The sequence below is a fragment of the Vibrio sp. 10N.222.51.C5 genome, assembly GCF_041474575.1.
In the GTDB taxonomy this organism is placed as follows: domain Bacteria; phylum Pseudomonadota; class Gammaproteobacteria; order Enterobacterales; family Vibrionaceae; genus Vibrio; species Vibrio crassostreae_C.
In genome coordinates this window covers 106,830-125,011 of sequence record NZ_JBFRUJ010000010.1, presented here as the reverse complement: position 1 = coordinate 125,011, position 18,182 = coordinate 106,830, and the positions used below count along the sequence as shown (strand labels likewise).

At 45.9% G+C, this 18,182-nt stretch carries 14 protein-coding genes; 8 read left to right on the top strand and 6 right to left on the bottom strand.

Annotated elements, in window-relative coordinates:
• Window positions 1–74 precede the first annotated feature (74 nt).
• Window positions 75–1,136: a UDP-N-acetylglucosamine--undecaprenyl-phosphate N-acetylglucosaminephosphotransferase gene (wecA, locus tag AB4558_RS03765; protein WP_372158045.1), complete on the top strand. Its 1,062-nt coding sequence runs from the start codon at window positions 75–77 to the stop codon at window positions 1,134–1,136.
• Window positions 1,137–1,225: 89 nt separating this feature from the next.
• On the opposite strand, the gene AB4558_RS03760 is transcribed toward wecA, so the two are convergent.
• Both AB4558_RS03760 and AB4558_RS03755 read right to left on the bottom strand, forming a co-directional pair.
• Window positions 1,226–1,651, bottom strand: a complete 426-nt coding sequence (locus AB4558_RS03760; RefSeq protein WP_017062464.1) for a phosphate-starvation-inducible protein PsiE — start codon at window positions 1,649–1,651, stop codon at window positions 1,226–1,228.
• Window positions 1,652–1,872: 221 nt separating this feature from the next.
• Entirely contained in the window at window positions 1,873–3,243 is a 1,371-nt protein-coding gene (locus AB4558_RS03755) for an NCS2 family permease (protein WP_017062465.1), read from the bottom strand.
• 766 nt (window positions 3,244–4,009) lie between these two features.
• Here AB4558_RS03755 and gmk point away from each other — a divergent pair.
• The 4 genes from gmk to recG all read left to right on the top strand — a co-directional run bounded on the left by gmk (window position 4,010) and on the right by recG (window position 9,447).
• Complete coding sequence (gene gmk / locus AB4558_RS03750) at window positions 4,010–4,633, top strand: guanylate kinase (protein ID WP_017062466.1); 624 nt, start codon at window positions 4,010–4,012, stop codon at window positions 4,631–4,633.
• A 119-nt stretch (window positions 4,634–4,752) separates the two neighbouring features.
• Window positions 4,753–5,025, top strand: a complete 273-nt coding sequence (rpoZ, locus tag AB4558_RS03745; protein WP_009848003.1) for a DNA-directed RNA polymerase subunit omega — start codon at window positions 4,753–4,755, stop codon at window positions 5,023–5,025.
• Between the two features lie 39 nt (window positions 5,026–5,064).
• A complete protein-coding gene (gene spoT, locus AB4558_RS03740; RefSeq protein WP_017062467.1) occupies window positions 5,065–7,191 on the top strand; it encodes a bifunctional GTP diphosphokinase/guanosine-3',5'-bis pyrophosphate 3'-pyrophosphohydrolase in 2,127 nt (708 codons plus the stop codon).
• A 177-nt stretch (window positions 7,192–7,368) separates the two neighbouring features.
• Complete coding sequence (gene recG / locus AB4558_RS03735; RefSeq protein ID WP_029405087.1) at window positions 7,369–9,447, top strand: ATP-dependent DNA helicase RecG; 2,079 nt, start codon at window positions 7,369–7,371, stop codon at window positions 9,445–9,447.
• Between the two features lie 276 nt (window positions 9,448–9,723).
• Here recG and envZ read toward each other — a convergent pair whose 3' ends face one another.
• Both envZ and ompR read right to left on the bottom strand, forming a co-directional pair.
• Window positions 9,724–11,019 carry a two-component system sensor histidine kinase EnvZ gene (gene envZ, locus AB4558_RS03730; RefSeq protein ID WP_017062469.1) on the bottom strand — a complete coding sequence of 432 codons (1,296 nt, stop codon included), beginning with the start codon at window positions 11,017–11,019 and terminating at the stop codon, window positions 9,724–9,726.
• Between the two features lie 153 nt (window positions 11,020–11,172).
• Window positions 11,173–11,892: a two-component system response regulator OmpR gene (gene ompR, locus AB4558_RS03725; RefSeq protein WP_008218409.1), complete on the bottom strand. Its 720-nt coding sequence runs from the start codon at window positions 11,890–11,892 to the stop codon at window positions 11,173–11,175.
• A gap of 178 nt (window positions 11,893–12,070) precedes the next feature.
• On the opposite strand from ompR, the gene greB reads away from it, so the two are divergent.
• Complete coding sequence (greB, locus tag AB4558_RS03720; protein WP_017062470.1) at window positions 12,071–12,553, top strand: transcription elongation factor GreB; 483 nt, start codon at window positions 12,071–12,073, stop codon at window positions 12,551–12,553.
• A gap of 663 nt (window positions 12,554–13,216) precedes the next feature.
• Complete coding sequence (locus AB4558_RS03715; RefSeq protein WP_372158040.1) at window positions 13,217–15,547, top strand: Tex family protein; 2,331 nt, start codon at window positions 13,217–13,219, stop codon at window positions 15,545–15,547.
• A 126-nt stretch (window positions 15,548–15,673) separates the two neighbouring features.
• On the opposite strand, the gene AB4558_RS03710 is transcribed toward AB4558_RS03715, so the two are convergent.
• Together AB4558_RS03710 and bioH are read right to left on the bottom strand one after the other, a co-directional pair.
• Window positions 15,674–16,147: a hypothetical protein gene (locus tag AB4558_RS03710; protein WP_017066129.1), complete on the bottom strand. Its 474-nt coding sequence runs from the start codon at window positions 16,145–16,147 to the stop codon at window positions 15,674–15,676.
• A 353-nt stretch (window positions 16,148–16,500) separates the two neighbouring features.
• The gene (gene bioH, locus AB4558_RS03705; protein WP_017063077.1) at window positions 16,501–17,277 is read right to left on the bottom strand and encodes a pimeloyl-ACP methyl ester esterase BioH; all 777 of its coding nucleotides are present in this window, start codon (window positions 17,275–17,277) and stop codon (window positions 16,501–16,503) included.
• 93 nt (window positions 17,278–17,370) lie between these two features.
• Between bioH and AB4558_RS03700 the strand changes: the two genes are divergently transcribed.
• Complete coding sequence (locus tag AB4558_RS03700) at window positions 17,371–18,084, top strand: ComF family protein (protein WP_170962350.1); 714 nt, start codon at window positions 17,371–17,373, stop codon at window positions 18,082–18,084.
• Window positions 18,085–18,182 lie beyond the last annotated feature (98 nt).

Below are 18,182 nucleotides of genomic sequence, written 5' to 3'. Positions count from 1 at the left end.
CGCTTATTAGCCATCAATGGCTGCTCATGATATTTTACTCAATCGAACTTCAATCAGATTATATATGGACTACAATGCACATACTTCACACGGCTGCTATCGTCTTTTTTTGTTGCGTTGTATCGCTGTTTTATTTGCGTCCAATTGCCATCAAATTTAACCTTGTTGATAGCCCAAATGAACGTAAATCACATAATGGACATATCCCATTAGTGGGTGGTTTATCTACTCTTTTAGGGGTGTGGATCATCTATTTATTCATGCCAGACCTTCTTCCACTTCAAACTATTTATACTTTATTAGCTTCATCACTTGTACTCGTTGGATTGATCGATGATAGGTTTGATATCAGTGCGATATCACGTTTAATCGTGATAAGCCTTATTGCCATTTGGTTGGTGAAAATAAACGGTATCTCCTTGTCTTACCTAGGTGATTTACTTGGGAATGGGGAGGTGATGCTGGGAGGGTGGTCAACACTATTTACTATCTTTGCAGTCATTGGTTGTATCACTGCATTCAACATGATTGATGGAATTGACGGGTTGCTTGGGGCTCTAGCATCAGTATCCATTGGTACCCTTGGTTTTATGTTCTGGCATTCAGGAAATCATTCGATTAGCTTATTTTGTTTTTTATTAATTATATCGATGCTAGCGTACATTTTCTTTAACCTAAGTATCAAGGTGAAATCTAAGTATAAGGTCTTTATGGGAGACTCCGGGAGTTTCTTAATTGGCTTTTCAATCTTATGGTTACTTGTATTTGCGACGCAGAATATTGAAGGAATAAACAATTTGAATAAAGCAATAAAACCAGTAACAGCTCTTTGGATTATCGCGGTTCCTTTAATGGATATGGTTTTAGTGATGTTAAGGCGAATCATAAACAAAAAGTCACCTATTTTAGCAGATAGAACGCACATCCATCATGTTGCTCTCAGGTCTGGGTTCACAGCAAAACAAGCGTTAATTGGGATCTCACTGTTCGCATTATTACTAGCGATTGTTGGGATCATTCTTGAGATTAGTGGTGTTAAAGAGGCTCACTCTCTATACCTATTTATTGCTACCTTTTTTATATATGCAACAGCCTCTCTCTCACTTCAGGCACAAAGAAAGGCTATCGCTTCATAGTACTATGACTAATAAGTAGTTAACTCAAAATGCTAGATATCAAACCATTAATCTCTAGCTTAATTTATAAAACTTTAACCTTCAAAGTGTTACTCATCTGGCTGTTTGGTTCGAAGATCCACATAAGGCCAGTAATGATGTCCAACACGAATTAATAGCGTTGCTGCGGCCAAAATAAATGCCGCTAAAGATAACCAAACGATCAATACCGCATCGAGTTCTTTCATGCCCAAAGTGATGTAACGAGCAATCGCCATCATCGCGATATAGATTGGGTATCGCACTGGGATCTTACCGTTCATCACAAACTGCTGAACCATCGCCAACACTTCTAAATAGATAAACATCAGCAGAATGTCGGTCAATTGCACTCGGCGTTCAGCGAAGACATGCATGAACTCTTCGACCATCGCAAACAAGGTCGCGAGCGTGATCGCCACCAGCAATACCGCTTCCATAATGTGGAATACTTTTAAAAACGGCTTACTAAAAGATTTAGGTAAGTGAGAAGGCATAGTCACTCTTCAAAAAATAATTAATCCAGTCTCTACAATAGCATGCATCAATATAAGTCGCGTACTGTCAAAGCACCGACTTTAGGCTAACGCCATCAACTCATCGGTAACCAACATTAAGAAGCAACGGTAAAAAGCAACAAATACAAAAATGGCCCCGCATTCACTGCAGAGCCATCTGTTTGTCTTTTACTTAGCGACTTCTTAGTGACTAATTAGCCTTAAAGCAGAATCAGGTAAGTTAAGAACACCACACACAGTCCGTAGATAAGCGGGTGTACTTCTTTGCGCTTACCTGCGACAACCATTGTGAATGCGTAGCTGATGAAGCCCATCGCCATACCGTTCGCTGGAGAGAAGCTTAGCACTGTGAACATGATGGTAAAGAAGGCTGCAATGCGTGACTCTTTCTTTTCCCAATTAATCTGACCAAGACGACCTACCATGTAGATGCCAACCACGACCATCGCCGGTGCAACCATTGCAGCCGAGAAGATAGAGAAGATTGGGTATAGGAACAGCGAGATTAGGAACAGACCAGCCACCATGACTGCTGCCAAGCCCGTTTTCGCACCTTGAGAAGAAGCGATGCCAGACTCAGAGAATGCGGTAATTGATGTGGTACCAAGAATAGAGCCAATCACAGTACCGCCCGCATCTGCTACTAGAGCCGATTTCGCGTTTGGCACCTTGCCGTCTTTATCGATGATGCCCGCATCACGGCCAACGCCGACAATGGTGCTCAAGCCATCAAAGAAATCGACAATCAGGAAGATAAGCACGATAAACAATAGGTCGAACATTTTCTCTGGCGTGAAAGCTGAGAAATCAAATATAGCGCCAAAGCTGCCAGCCATGCTTGGTGGCATAGCAATGAACTGCTCTGGGATTGGTGCGTTTGAAGTGCCCATGAAGACGTCAGCAAGAATCGTCAACACGATAGCAGAAACGAACGAGATGAACGTTGCTAGCTTGATGTCACGAACCATACAACCCAATGCGATAAAGATGCTCACATAAGCAATGATCACTTTTGGATCGGAAATGTCGCCTAAGCCAACCAGTACGAATGGGTTAGAAACGATGATGCCCGCATTCTTAAGACCTAAGAAAGCAATGAACAGTCCGAGAGACACGGTAATCGCCAACTTCAAATCTTCAGGAATCGACTCAATCATCGATTTACGAATATTGGTTAACGAGAACGCGAGGTACAGGATACCGGACAGGAAGATGCCAAACAGCGCCTCATTCCAAAGTACTGCGACTGAACCACTTAATAGTAAGCCTTTGAAGAAGCCGTTCATGCTCATGCCCGGCGCAAGCATCACTGGGTAGTTGCCCCAAATGCCCATGATTAGGGTTGCGATAGCCGCAGACAGAGCCGTTGCTGTAAACACGGCACCTTTGTCCATGCCTGGAATATCACCCAAAATTGCTGGGTTAACCGCCAGAATGTAACTCATCGCCAAGAAAGTAATGAAACCCGCGTACAGCTCAGTGCCAATCGTGGTTTTTCTTTCAGTGATTTTAAACATCGAATCAAGCGAGCCAGAGGTGTTCTGGGCTTTCAGGGTGGAATCGGTACTCACAACAAAACCTATGCAATAAATTAAGAATTTGGTGATTCAAATGCTGTGAGAATAGAGAGGTCTCTACACTAAAAACTGTAGTCACCAAGGTAGGCTCGGTAGCAGAAACATCTAGTCTAGTAGGGTCTGTTGGCCCTTCGAGATGATTTTTGCAGCGAGTTGTTGGGGATTTCTACAAGGCAGAGACTTTGAAGTGTAGCTAGCCTACATAAGAAGTCGATAACGCAGTAGAAATCACCAACAAACGCTGCCCGAAGGGTTCGGCTAAAATCGTTTTATGCTTTGTTAAGGAGTCTTTACTTAGAATACTAGGCTACAAACTCCTTGCCGCGCCTAAAACGATTTTTTCTCGAACAAAACTCCATCGCGAAAGGTCAACAGACCCTAGATATATACAGCATTTAATCGTTTGCGCGGATTGTAAGGATTGAGATTAAAACTTCAACAAATTTTGTCCAGATCACATAAAAAAGTACCGATGACGAGTCATTACATTTATACAAAGATCTTTGAGAAGATCATTTGCTGATAAATAACGATCAAGCCAGTTGTTCTCAATCATCTAAATATGCTACTCTTCGCCTCCATTTTTCTGACCTAATTTTCACCAGTTGCTTCTATTAGTTTTACTCGTTATCTCTTTATAGACGTAACCAACGGCACAATTAGTAGATGCGCCATCGGAACAAAAATTAGAGTCAGTGCTATCTTTTAAAGTGTAGGTTTATTGCCTTCACTCAATCCAACCAACAGTGGAAATATACAGATGGGCAAAGGTACTCTTTACATCGTATCTGCACCTAGTGGCGCAGGTAAGTCGAGCTTGATCTCAGCAATGCTAGAAACCAATCCAACCTACGCAATGAAGGTATCTGTTTCACACACCACTCGCGGTATGCGCCCTGGTGAAGAAAATGGTGTTCACTACCACTTCGTAGAGAAGCATCATTTTGAAGACCTTATTACTAAAGGTGAATTCCTAGAGTACGCTGAAGTGTTCGGCAACTACTACGGTACTTCACGCGTTTGGATTGAAGAAAACCTAAACCGCGGTATCGATGTATTCCTAGATATCGACTGGCAAGGTGCTCGTCAGATCCGTGAACAAATGCCTCAAGCGAAGAGTGTATTCATTCTTCCACCATCAAATGGTGAACTAGAGCGTCGTTTGAATGTTCGCGGTCAAGACAGCGACGAAGTTATTGCGAAACGCATGAGCGAAGCAAAATCAGAGATTTCTCACTATGCAGAATATGATTATGTGATCGTGAATGACGACTTTGATGCAGCCCTAATGGACTTCAGAGCTATCATTCGTGCGGAACGCTTAAAAGAAGATAAGCAAGCAGCGAAATACAGCGGCATGCTTACTGCTTTATTAGCGGAATAATCTAGATCCCCTAGATTTTCTATTGAGATAAGTATACGGTGATCTAGAAAGTATCTAGTTAAACTTGTATACTTTCTCGTCATCAAAAATTTATTAGTTAATTACTATTTGGAGTCCTCATGGCACGCGTAACTGTTCAAGACGCTGTTGAAAAAGTTGGCAACCGTTTCGACCTAGTTCTTATTGCGGCTCGCCGCGCACGTCAAATGCAAACTGGCGGTAAAGATTCACTAGTGCCTGAAGAAAACGATAAGCCAACGGTTATCGCTCTTCGCGAAATCGAAGAAGGTCTTATCACTAAAGACGTACTAGATGCTCGTGAACGTCAAGAGCAACAAGAGCAAGAAGCGGCTGAACTTGCAGCAGTAAGCAGCATCGCTCACACTCGTTAAGAACGTCATTCGAACTAATTAACCTTCCGGGCCTTTAATTTGTATCTATTCGATAGCCTCAAAGACGTTGCCCAAGAATACCTAACAGAGCCTCAAATTGAGGCTCTGCGTCAATCTTATGTGGTAGCGAGAGACGCCCATGAAGGGCAAACCCGCTCAAGCGGTGAACCATACATTATCCACCCTGTAGCTGTTTCAAGAATCCTGGCAGAAATGCGTCTGGATATCGAAACCCTGCAAGCTGCTCTGCTTCATGATGTCATCGAAGACTGTGATGTCACTAAAGAAGATCTAGAGGAAAAATTTGGCAATACCGTTGCTGAATTGGTTGATGGTGTATCTAAGCTGGATAAGCTTAAATTTCGTGATCGCAAAGAAGCGCAAGCAGAGAACTTCCGCAAGATGGTTCTCGCCATGGTGCAAGACATCCGCGTTATCTTGATCAAATTAGCTGACCGTACTCACAACATGCGCACGCTTGGGGCACTTCGTCCTGACAAAAAGCGTCGTATTGCTCGTGAAACCCTAGAGATTTATTCTCCACTAGCTCACCGTCTTGGTATTCATAACATCAAGACCGAACTAGAAGAGCTGGGCTTTGAAGCCCTCTATCCTAACCGTTATCGCGTACTTAAAAACGTAGTGAAAGCTGCGCGTGGTAACCGTAAGGAAATGATCCAACGTATCCATAGCGAAATTGAAGGCCGCCTTGAAGAGGTCGGTTTGCCTGCTCGCGTACTTGGTCGTGAAAAAAACCTGTTCTCCATCTACAACAAGATGAAAACTAAAGAGCAGCGCTTCCACACCATTATGGACATCTACGCTTTCCGCGTCGTGGTTGATACCCCAGATACTTGTTATCGCGTACTTGGTCAGGCTCACAGCCTGTACAAGCCTCGCCCTGGCCGCATGAAAGATTACATTGCGGTACCAAAAGCCAACGGCTACCAATCTCTGCACACGTCAATGATCGGCCCTCACGGGGTGCCAGTTGAGGTTCAGATCCGTACTGAAGATATGGATCAAATGGCAGACAAAGGTGTCGCAGCGCACTGGTCTTACAAAGGCAACGGCTCACGCAGCAGTAATGGCACAACCGCACAGGTTAAAGCACAACGTTGGATGCAGAGCTTACTTGAGCTGCAACAAAGCGCGGGTAACTCATTCGAATTCATTGAAAACGTTAAGTCTGATCTGTTCCCAGATGAGATCTTCGTGTTCACGCCGAAGGGGCGCATTGTCGAGCTTCCGGCAGGCGCAACAGCGGTCGATTTTGCTTACGCGGTGCATACCGATGTCGGCAACATGTGTGTAGGTGCTCGTGTAGACATGAACCCTTACCCACTCAGCAAATCGCTGAAGAACGGTCAAACTATTGAGATCATCAGTGCTCCGGGCGCACGTCCGAATGCAGCATGGCTCAACTACGTGGTGACATCACGCGCACGTACTAAAATCCGTCAGGTTCTAAAAACGATGCGCCGCGAAGAGTCGATTACGCTAGGTCGTCGTTTACTTAATCACGCACTTGGCGAACACTCTATTGGCGATATCGGCCAAGAGAATATCGACCACGTATTGTCTGATCTTCGCCTAGACAATGTTGAAGACTTACTGGCATCGATTGGTCTTGGTGAGCTGATGAGTATCGTTATTGCTCGTCGTCTACTGGGTGATGCTGACGAACTGACTGAAGTGGAAAACAACAGCGACACACCAAGGAAGAAATTGGCTATCCGTGGTGCTGAAGGTCTACTACTGACATTCGCTAACTGTTGTCACCCAATTCCAGATGATCACATCATTGCCCATGTATCGCCAGGTCGTGGCCTTGTGGTTCACCGTGAAACGTGTCCAAACGTTCGTGGTTACCAGAAAGAACCAGACAAATACATGGCGGTTGAATGGTCTGACGATTACGACCAAGAGTTCACTGCTGAACTTCAGGTTGATCTGCAGAATCACCAAGGTGCACTGGCTGAGTTAACTAACGTTATCTCGAAAACAGGCTCGAACATTCACGGTATTTCAACTGAAGAACGTGATGGACGCCTGTACACAGTGACTATCTTGCTGACCACCAAAGATCGTGTTCATCTTGCAAGTATTATGAAAAAGCTACGTGTGATGCCACACGCGCTGAAAGTAAGACGTCGTAAGAACTAACGTTTAAACTTGATAATAGTTTTGCCAAGAATTTAAATCCCCTTAATGCTTTATCGCTTAAGGGGATTTTTATAACCGTAATCCTAGTATTTACCGCGCTCCCTCCCATTCCTGCCTGTACAAAAATCCAGTAAAATGCTTGAATAGATCATCTCTCTTACGTTTATGAGCCTTGTTATGTCACAGCTTTTATCTGCTATCCCTCTCAACTCTTTATCTGGAGTCGGCGCTAAAGTCGCAGAGAAACTGGAGAAGGTTGGGCTTAACAACGTACAAGATCTGCTTTTTCACCTCCCTTTGCGCTATGAAGATAGAACACGTATCTACCCCATCGTAAAACTGCACGCGGGCTTATGGGCTGCAGTGCAAGGCAAGGTCATGCATGTCGATACCATTTTCGGTAAACGTAAGATGTTGGCGGTAAAGATCAGCGATGGTAACGGCACCATTACCCTACGCTTTTTCAACTTCACCGCAGGTATGAAGAACAACTTTGCTGAAGGCAAACAAGTGCATGCCTACGGTGAGATCAAGCGCGGTAACATGGGGCTGGAGATTGTCCATCCCGACTACAAATTCTTTGCGCCTAGGCAACAGCCAGATGTTGAAGCCAATCTGACTCCGGTGTACCCAACCACCGAAGGGCTAAGACAAGTCACGCTGCGTAATCTTACCGATCAAGCCTTAGAGCTAATCGACAAGGCCGCAGTTAACGAGCTTCTCCCATCCGGTTTATACGACCACCAAATTACCCTCGCACAAGCACTGCATACCATTCACAGGCCGCCCCCGGGCATTGACCTAGAGCTGTTTGATGAAGGCAAGCACCCTGCGCAACTGCGCCTAATTATGGAAGAGTTACTGGCTCAAAACCTGTCTATGTTGTCTGTTCGTAGCAAAGGACAGCAAGACAAGGCGATGCCTTTTCCTCCAGTGAATACTCTGAAAGATAAGTTGTTGGCTCAGCTGCCGTTTTCACCAACCAATGCTCAAGTAAGGGTGACTAAAGAGATCGAAGCCGACCTTGAAAAGCCACACCCTATGATGCGTTTAGTACAGGGTGATGTGGGCTCTGGTAAAACCTTAGTCGCTGCACTGGCGGCGGTTCGCGCATTGGAACACGGTCAACAAGTAGCACTTATGGCACCCACTGAACTACTCGCAGAACAACACGCGATTAACTTTGCCAACTGGTTTGAGGCAATGGGTATTCAAGTTGGATGGCTAGCAGGTAAGCTCAAAGGCAAAGCTCGTGAAACTGAACTAACACGTATTGCCAGTGGCGAAGCGCAAATGGTGGTCGGTACTCATGCCCTGTTCCAAGAGCATGTTGAGTTCAAAAACCTTGGTTTAGTGATCATTGATGAGCAACACCGATTTGGTGTCCACCAGCGATTAGAGCTACGTGAGAAAGGCGCAAAGCAAGGCTACTACCCCCATCAGTTGGTCATGACCGCTACCCCAATCCCACGAACGTTAGCAATGACGGCCTATGCCGACCTCGAAACTTCGATTATTGATGAACTGCCACCGGGACGAACCCCAATTCAAACCGTGGCAATTCCTGATACCAAGCGCGATGACATTGTTGAACGTGTGAAAAATGCGTGTCTCAATGAAGGCAAACAAGCCTACTGGGTATGTACGCTGATTGATGAATCGGAAGTACTGGAAGCTCAAGCTGCAGCTGATACAGCAGAAGAGCTACAACGCAAACTACCAGATGTAAAAATTGGCTTGGTGCACGGCCGAATGAAACCCGCCGAGAAACAGGCGGTGATGAGAGAGTTCAAAGAGAACAAGCTGCATCTATTGGTTGCGACAACCGTGATTGAAGTGGGCGTGGATGTTCCGAATTCGAGCTTAATGATCATCGAGAACCCAGAACGTCTTGGCCTAGCGCAACTGCACCAACTGCGTGGCCGTGTCGGCCGAGGTTCGGTCGCAAGTCATTGTGTATTGTTGTATCACTCTCCGCTGTCTAAAACCGCTCAGAAACGCCTAGGTGTGCTACGTGAAAGTAACGATGGCTTTGTGATTGCACAGCGCGACTTAGAAATCCGTGGCCCCGGTGAATTGCTCGGTACCAAACAAACTGGCTTGGCTGATTTCAAGATCGCCGATCTAATTCGTGACCAACGTTTGATACCTGAAGTGCAGCGTATTGCGCGTCATATTCACGATAGCTACCCAGACAATGCTAAGGCGATCATCAACCGTTGGTTGGGTGAACGCGATGTTTACTCTAAGGCGTAGTTAACACTAAGGCATAGTTAACACTGAGACCGTATTCAAACGTAAAAAAGGCTTCCTCAAGGAAGCCTTTTTAGTGTGCGTTACTTTCATCAAGCAAGAGCGAGATTCCCTATTCGCTCGTTCCTCACGATAGGGAATGACGATCAAAGTAAACTTTCATCATCAAAGTCCATGGTTAGCAATTCGTCATCCTCGGAGAGGGAAGAATGACCGAGTCGGGGATCTCTTAACCGTTCCCCGAACCGAACTTATCGTCATCAAACGGACCGATGATAACTAGGGCTTAACCGGGAAACTGATCTGCGCTTTTAAGCCACCTTCACTGCGGTTATTGACCACAACAGCACCTTGATGCTGGCTAACGATACGTTTCACAATTGCTAAGCCCAAGCCCGTTCCTTCGCTACCACGAGCCGTGTCACCACGCGTGAAAGGTTCAAACAGCTTTCCGATCTGGTCTTGTGGAATACCCGGCCCGTTATCTTCTACCGTCACCCAAGCAAGCTTGTTATCCGCCGTCATACCAGTTGATACCTTGACCCAACCATTACCGTAACGCAGCGCATTCACCACCAAGTTGCTCACAGCACGCTTCATTGCGATCGGGTTGCCCAACGCAGGTTTCATGGTTTCTGGAATATCGGTTTCAATCTGGACCTCATAGCCACCTTCAGAGCTAGAGACTTCTCGCGCAATATCATCGACAAACACCGCTTGGAATGAGTCTCTGTCAACAGGCTTTAGGTAATCCATGAACTGACTGATGATCTCGTTACACTCTTCGGTATCACTGATGATGCCTTCCGCCAAATAGCTGTCTTCTGGCGACATCATCTCGGTTGCTAAGCGAATACGCGTTAACGGAGTACGTAAATCATGGCTGATACCCGCCATCAACAAGGCGCGGTCTTCTTCTAGCTCTTGGATGCCTTTCGACATCTGGTTAAAGGCTCGAGTTACCGAGCGAATCTCTTGTGCGCCTTGAACTGGCAATGGCGGTGGAATATCACCTCGCCCGACACCTTGCGCCGCTTTCTCTAGCGCTATCAACGGACGGTTTTGCAATCGGATAAACAGCCAACCACCTGCGACAATCAACAGCGCCATGATCAGACTGTTACGAAACAGTGGTGCAAAATCCTCTTCTTGCAGCTCTGATAACGGAATACGAATTAAAGAGTTGGGTAACTGCGCAATGTCCATCCAAAGCACATAGCTCTCTTTACCCAAGATCAGCCGCACTTCAGTTTCAGAACCCAGCTCCTTGGTCATCTCCTCACTCATCAGGTCGATTGCGACCGCATGGTAATACTCACCCGCCGCTTCGCTGTCCTTGGCGTGAACGGTTACCCCGAGCTGTTCAAGCACACGCTGACGCAATGGCGCATCGATCTCGATATCACTGCCTTGGTCCAATACCAGGTTTAGCTCGTGAGCCAAAATCTTATTAAACTGCTGCAAACTTGGCATCAACGCATAGTTAAACACCGCGTAATAAGAAAAAATTTGGCTAGCGACCAATAGCGTTAAGAAAAGCACTATCGACTGAGTAAAGGAGCTACGTATACGCATGGGGTACCCGAGATGTAGAAAGATAAAGAAAGTGTTATATGACTATAACTCTAAACCATTGTGCTGAATAGAAAACGGGCCATCGCATATTAATGAGATGACCCGTAAGATTCACAGAATCGATAAAGCTACTGTAGAGCTTATTAAGCTGAATTACACAGCTTTGCCATCTGGAACGAATACATAACCCAAGCCCCACACCGTTTGGATGTAGCGAGGTTTGCTTGGATCTTCTTCAACTAGACGACGCAGACGTGAAATCTGAACATCGATAGAGCGTTCCATTGCTGAATACTCACGGCCACGAGCCATGTTCATCAGCTTATCGCGAGACATTGGCTCACGAGCATTCGTTACCAAGGACTTAAGAACCGCAAATTCACCCGAAGTAAGCGGCATTGGCTCTTCACCGCGGAACATTTCGCGAGTACCTAAGTTCAAGCGGAACTCACCAAACTCAACCACAGACTCTTCTGTGCTTGGTGCACCCGGTGCTTCAATGACTTGGCGACGCAGTACAGCTTTAATACGAGCAAGCAGTTCACGTGGATTAAATGGTTTTGGCAGGTAATCATCAGCACCCACTTCCAAGCCCACAATGCGATCCACTTCATCACCCTTTGCAGTAAGCATCAGGATTGGTAGCGAGTTGTTTGCGTTTCGTAGACGACGACAGATCGATAGACCATCTTCGCCCGGCAACATTAAATCCAATACCATCAAGTGAAAATTTTCACGGGTTAACAGGCGGTCCATCTGCTCACTGTTTGCCACGCTACGCACTTGAAAGCCCTGCTCTGACAGATAGCGCTCTAACAGTGCACGTAAACGAGCATCGTCATCGACCACTAAAATTTTGTAGTTTTCTTGCATGTAATGGTTCCACCTATTAAAGCTTAAACCTAAGGTTAAGCATTCTTGGTAAATTGTATATTGGTATAAGACATTAAAAATGTAACATTATTGGAGAAAAAGTCGCCTAAATAATTGTTAACGTATGTTGCCTTTCTATATATTCTATCTTAGATCATCATTTCATTAAGTCAGATTTATGAAAACCAAACTTATTACTCGAGAAGGTTATAACAAGCTCAAAGCAGAACATGACCACTTATGGCACGAGAAACGCCCTGAAATTACTAAGATAGTCACTTGGGCGGCAAGCCTTGGAGATCGCTCAGAAAACGCAGATTACACCTTCAATAAGCGTCTACTTCGTCAGATCGATCGCCGAGTGCGTTTTTTAAGAAAGTTCCTACCTGATGTCACGATCGTTGATTACTCGCCACAACAAGAAGGTAAGGTATTTTTCGGTGCTTGGGTCGAAATTGAGAATGATGATGGGGAAATTAAGAAGTTTCGAATTGTCGGCCCAGAAGAGATCTACGGCGATGCTAAAGGCTATATCTCTATCGACTCACCAATGGCTAGAGCTCTGCTCAAGAAAGAAGTAGATGACGAGTTTACGGTAAAAACACCGGAAGGCGACAAAGAGTGGTTCATTAACTCGATTCGCTACGCAGACAACGAATAACCAAACTTAATAAACACTTAGCGATAAACTGAGTGTTCAGCAAACCCAAACTCCAGATAAAAGAAAACCCCGCCAGGCTTTCGCCTAGCGGGGTTAAGTCTCTATCGCAGCAATCCGGCTACTGTTTATCTCTTCGAGATAAGGTGCTCCCTGCATCTTTCCTTGATAGTGGCTAAATCCTTTAACCAATTTCCTTTTTGTTCATCGCCATCCTAGCGGTGTCCATTCTAGCCTGTCATCCTGACTGGCGAATCTCATCCAGAGATTATCACTTCCTTGCTGACCACTCATCCTAAGTAATCAAATCTTCATCCTGAAGATACCTAGTCCATTAGGCTTTTTCCTGTTCCTGCCAACTCCCTGTCGACAAGTTAAATATTACGGCAAATGGCCGGGTTTCCTAGATAGTCTTAAAAAACATTTCAGGTGAGAAATACGCCCACAAACACACAATCAAATAAAATCAGCTACTTAGTGTAACATCAAGACGATTTCATCGGTCTAAAGCGACTTAGTCTCACATCACTTGTAAGAGATCTCGCACAAAGCGGGTATCAGAAACGGAAATTCGACTTCTGACAGGATAATTACACAGCCAAAGCTAGAAAAAGCGTACGCTCACCCCCATATATTTGTCATGATATTAAATAAGAGATTCATCGGATGAGCCAAGCTATCTGTCGACTGATTGCTGAAGAACTGAATGTCCGTTCTGAGCAAGTCACTGCCGCAGTAAACCTAATTGACGACGGTAACACCGTTCCCTTTATTGCCCGCTACCGTAAAGAAGTTACGGGTGGCTTAGACGATACCCAACTACGTAACCTTGATAGCCGCCTTTCATACCTTCGCGAGCTAGACGATCGTCGCCAAACAATTCTTAAGTCGATTCAAGACCAAGGAAGACTCACGCCAGAACTCGAGCGTGATATCACTCAAGCAGACAGCAAGACTCGCCTAGAAGATTTATACCTGCCATACAAACCAAAGCGCCGTACTAAAGGCCAGATCGCGATTGAATCGGGCTTAGAACCACTTGCCGACACACTGTGGAATGAACCACAGCACGATCCAGAAACGGAAGCGGCGAACTTCATCAGCAACGATAAAGGCATTGCCGATACCAAAGCTGCTCTCGATGGTGCTCGTGCGATCATCATGGAACGCATTGCGGAAGACGCAAACCTACTAGAAAAGATTCGCCAACACCTAACACGCAACTCAGAGCTAGTCGCTCGTGTAGTGACAGGTAAAGAGCAAGAAGGCGAGAAGTTCAAAGACTACTTCGAGCACAACGAAACACTCAGCAAAGTGCCGTCTCACCGTGCACTTGCCATGCTGCGTGGCCGCAATGAAGGCTTCCTAACACTGGCGATGAATGCCGATCCTGAGCAAGAAGAAGGTGTACGTGGTTCTTACTGTGAGAACATTATCTCTGATCACTACGGCATTACTCTGAGCAGTGCTCCTGCGGATGCTTGGCGTAAGCAAGTGATTAGCTGGGCATGGCGCATCAAGGTTTCTATGCACATGGAAACTGAATTGATGGGCGCAATGAAAGAGCGTGCAGAGATCGAAGCGATTGAAGTATTCGCAACCAACCTAAAAGACCTACTCATGGCAGCGCCAGCTGGTCCTCGAGCAACCTTAGGCTTGGACCCAGGTTTACGTACCGGTTCGAAAATCGCTGTCGTGGATTCAACCGGTAAGGTTTTGGCAACAGAAACTATTTACCCTCACCCACCTCAAAAGCAATACGACAAATCGGCACACGTGGTTGAGCAGATGGTTCGTCAATTCAATGTTGATTTGATTGCGATTGGTAACGGTACGGCTTCACGCGAAACCGACAGCTTTGTGGCTGACGTAATTAAACGCGGCAACCTAAAAGCGCAAAAGATCATTGTTAGCGAAGCGGGCGCATCGGTGTATTCCGCGTCTGAACTAGCTGCAAAAGAGTTCCCGAACATGGATGTATCAATTCGTGGTGCGGTGTCTATTGCTCGTCGTCTGCAAGATCCACTGGCAGAGCTAGTGAAGATTGACCCTAAATCGATCGGTGTGGGCCAATACCAACACGATGTGAGCCAAACCATGCTTGCTAAGCGCCTAGATGCGATTGTCGAAGACTGTGTAAACGCAGTTGGTGTTGATGTGAATACCGCATCTGCCGCGCTACTGACTCGTGTTGCTGGTCTGTCTAGCACCATTGCTCAGAACATCGTGGATTTCCGTGACGAGAATGGTCGTTTTGAAGCGCGCACTACGTTGAAGAAAGTGGCTCGTTTAGGTCCAAAAGCCTTTGAACAGTGTGCCGGCTTCCTACGCATTATGGATGGCAAAAACCCACTGGATGCATCATCGGTTCACCCAGAAGCTTACCCAGTAGTGAAAAGCATCGCTGAGAAAAACCACAAAGACATCAAATCTCTGGTGGGTAACACAGACTTCTTACGTGGCTTACACGCCATCGATTACACCAATGAGAACTTCGGTGTACCAACGGTCAGCGACATCATCAAAGAGCTCGATAAACCGGGCCGTGACCCTCGCCCTGAATTTAAGACTGCAACCTTCGCCGATGGCGTAAATAGCATGTCTGACTTAGAACCCGGCATGATCTTAGAAGGTGTGGTTTCAAACGTAGCTAACTTTGGTGCCTTCGTTGATATTGGTGTTCACCAAGATGGCTTAGTGCATATTTCAGCGCTCACCGATCGCTTTGTCTCTGACCCACGTGAAGTGGTTAAAGCGGGCGACATCGTGAAAGTGAAGGTGATGGAAGTGGATGTTCAGCGTAAACGTATTGCACTAAGCATGCGTATGAAGGACGAGCCGGGACAAGACAACCGTGCTCAACGTTCAAGCGCACCTCGCACGCAAAACCGCCCGAATCAAAATTCACAAGGCGGACAACGCCGTCGCGAAGAGCCGCAACAAAACGCTGCAATGGGTGGAGCATTCGCTGCCGCTTTTGCTAAAGCGAAAAAGTAATCCATTAGCTCATCTAAAAAGCTGATGTGCTTAAAACAGAAAACCTGCATCCCTTAGGGTATGCAGGTTTTTTTATTATGTGTTCAAAAAAGACATCGAAGCTTGGTTGACTCGTAAACTTTTGATTTATAAGACCACCAACATCTCTGATGGAGCATGAGGCGCAACAGCATGACCATAATGATACTTTATGACCTTACGTCGTTTCTCCATCTGTCCTTCCTGAATCGCCGCATCTAAAACATGCTTTGGCAGGCGGAAACGCATGGTATAACCTTTGCCTTGATCAGCACTGTATGTTTTCAGTGCCAATAAGCTGAACAGCCGATCAAAAGGGTCTTGTGGCTCTTCTTGGCTAACCGAATTGGCCTCTGACTCGTTCTCCATTTCATAACCTGGATGGTCTGAAGGATCCCAAGCCGACTGCTGCCTTCGTTTATCGTCTGATTTTACCTTACGCTCTGCATTGGTTCTCGCCAATGCTACTGCGGGAGCAATAGGTTCTCGGACTCTATTATCACGCGCAACTTGCTCTGTTTGCACATTAACGGACGGGGCGATTAGTGGCACACTCACTGCAGTTGCAGGTGACACAATCATCGCGAACTCTCCTCAAGAATCGCCCATCAATATTGCCATAACACTGTTGTACCGAGAACGCACAACAGGCATAGCCCAACTTAGCGCAATCAGCTCTGGAGAGAGTTAGGTCTGAGTATCATGCAACACGTTGGTGTTATACCAATCGTAGTAAATAACTGATCATCCTAGCTTGTTAAAATGCTCGATAACGGCGTTAGATTTTTTGATTGTAGAATAACTACTTATCGAAACTACTTGTCAAAAAAAAGCTGCCTTGTTCTCAAGCCTTTTACCTACGCTATTTTTGAACACTTACTTACTGTGATTGGTATTAGCTTATATATCGACCAAGCCGGATATATATTTAGCAATTATTTTTGTGCGAAGCTGACAAGCTCACTGCAAAAGGCATCCGCTTCGGTCATAAACGGTGCATGCGAAGACTGGGTAAATATGTATTGCTCGGTATGAGGCAAGGCTGTGCCTAAGTCTTTCGCAACCTTGATTGGCACCAATCCATCTAATCGACCATACAAGCGTAGCATTGGTACTGAAATCTCAGGCAGTTGTTCACGCAGATCGACATCCGACAGCATCTTTAATCCTGCCAATAATGAGTCAGGGTTCGGCAACGGGCGAGACAGCACCGCTTGCTTGAGTTGTTTTACATCTTGCCTTGCTGAAGGGCTGCCCATGGCTTGCAATGCCATAAAGCGTTCGATGGTGGTTTGGAAATCTTCAACCAGTTGCTCGGTGAATGCGCTTAATACGTTGGGCTGAATGCCTCGCCATAACACGGGCTCTTTTGCAGCGGCGAATTTGGGAGAACTGGCGACAGTCACCAGCTTGCTCACGTAATCTGAGTGATGGAGAGCCATGTGCGTTGCGACCAAGCCTCCAAGTGACCAACCCACCCAAATCGCTTGCTTTGGTGCTTCGGCCAAAAGCTGCTGAGCAATCTCTTCAAGATCTTGAGCGTGGCAGTGCGCGCTGTGTCCATACCCTGGTAAATCGACAACATGCACTCGAAAATCAGCTTGTAATGCATTAACGGTTTGTTGCCATACCGCACCGTTCATTCCCCAGCCGTGAACCAGTACTAAATCAGGCCCTTGCCCAGAAACATGCCAATATAACGCGTCACTCATTCTCAATATTCCCTACTTTTTCCATCAGCGATAATCCGCGCTTTTCAGTATGGTGAGCAAAAGGAACACCATAACCCAAAAGCATCACGAGCTATGTTATCCGATTGGCTACAAAAACACACACCACGTCTGGTCACACCTCAATGCCACCTGTGCAAACTTGATAAACTGCCCAGTGATACACATCCTCGATGGTGCAATTCTTGTCTCAAACTCTTTCAGCCAGTACCACGCTGCCAACGATGTGGTTTAAAAACACTGCTCACAGTAGAGCAGTGCGGACAGTGCTTATCTCAACCTCCACCTTGGCATCGCCTCTACTGTGTCGGCGATTACACCTTCCCTACAGCAGGTTACATTCAGCAAATGAAGTACGCTGATAAGTTTTGGTTTGCACGTGATCTATCTAAGCTATTGGCATCACGTATCGAATATCCTGCTCCGCTGATCACCAGCGTGCCGCTGCATTGGCGTCGATATACTCATCGCGGCTTTAATCAAAGTAAGCTGCTAGCCGACTACACGGCTCAAGAGCTTGGCGTTGAAAGTGATGTGCTCTTTCGTCGAATTCGCTCAACGGCTTCCCAGCAGGGGCTGACTAAATCCGTACGATTACACAATCTAAAGAGCGCTTTTGCGCTGCGAAAACAAGACGTTCAAGGAACTATCCCCTCTCACGTCGCGATAATTGATGATGTTGTAACCACCGGCAGTACTGTGTATCAATTATGCCAATTACTACTTGAAGTGGACGTTAAAAGGATTGATATTTACTGCATCTGCCGCACTCCTGAGCCCTCTGGATAAAAGCTGTGAATCACTACTTGTACAGCAATCCAACAAAAAAGGGCTGAATTACAAATCTGACAGGAGTAGAATGGCGCTAATAACCTACAAATCTACTC

What these genes read in the sequence shown, in the direction of transcription:
- wecA (WP_372158045.1), top strand. Translation starts at nt 75, where the DNA reads ATGCACATACTTCACACGGCTGCTATCGTCTTTTTTTGTTGCGTTGTA.
- AB4558_RS03760 (WP_017062464.1), bottom strand. Translation starts at nt 1,651, where the DNA reads ATGCCTTCTCACTTACCTAAATCTTTTAGTAAGCCGTTTTTAAAAGTA.
- gmk (WP_017062466.1), top strand. Translation starts at nt 4,010, where the DNA reads ATGGGCAAAGGTACTCTTTACATCGTATCTGCACCTAGTGGCGCAGGT.
- rpoZ (WP_009848003.1), top strand. Translation starts at nt 4,753, where the DNA reads ATGGCACGCGTAACTGTTCAAGACGCTGTTGAAAAAGTTGGCAACCGT.
- recG (WP_029405087.1), top strand. Translation starts at nt 7,369, where the DNA reads ATGTCACAGCTTTTATCTGCTATCCCTCTCAACTCTTTATCTGGAGTC.
- envZ (WP_017062469.1), bottom strand. Translation starts at nt 11,019, where the DNA reads ATGCGTATACGTAGCTCCTTTACTCAGTCGATAGTGCTTTTCTTAACG.
- ompR (WP_008218409.1), bottom strand. Translation starts at nt 11,892, where the DNA reads ATGCAAGAAAACTACAAAATTTTAGTGGTCGATGACGATGCTCGTTTA.
- greB (WP_017062470.1), top strand. Translation starts at nt 12,071, where the DNA reads ATGAAAACCAAACTTATTACTCGAGAAGGTTATAACAAGCTCAAAGCA.
- AB4558_RS03715 (WP_372158040.1), top strand. Translation starts at nt 13,217, where the DNA reads ATGAGCCAAGCTATCTGTCGACTGATTGCTGAAGAACTGAATGTCCGT.
- AB4558_RS03710 (WP_017066129.1), bottom strand. Translation starts at nt 16,147, where the DNA reads ATGATTGTGTCACCTGCAACTGCAGTGAGTGTGCCACTAATCGCCCCG.
- bioH (WP_017063077.1), bottom strand. Translation starts at nt 17,277, where the DNA reads ATGAGTGACGCGTTATATTGGCATGTTTCTGGGCAAGGGCCTGATTTA.
- AB4558_RS03700 (WP_170962350.1), top strand. Translation starts at nt 17,371, where the DNA reads ATGTTATCCGATTGGCTACAAAAACACACACCACGTCTGGTCACACCT.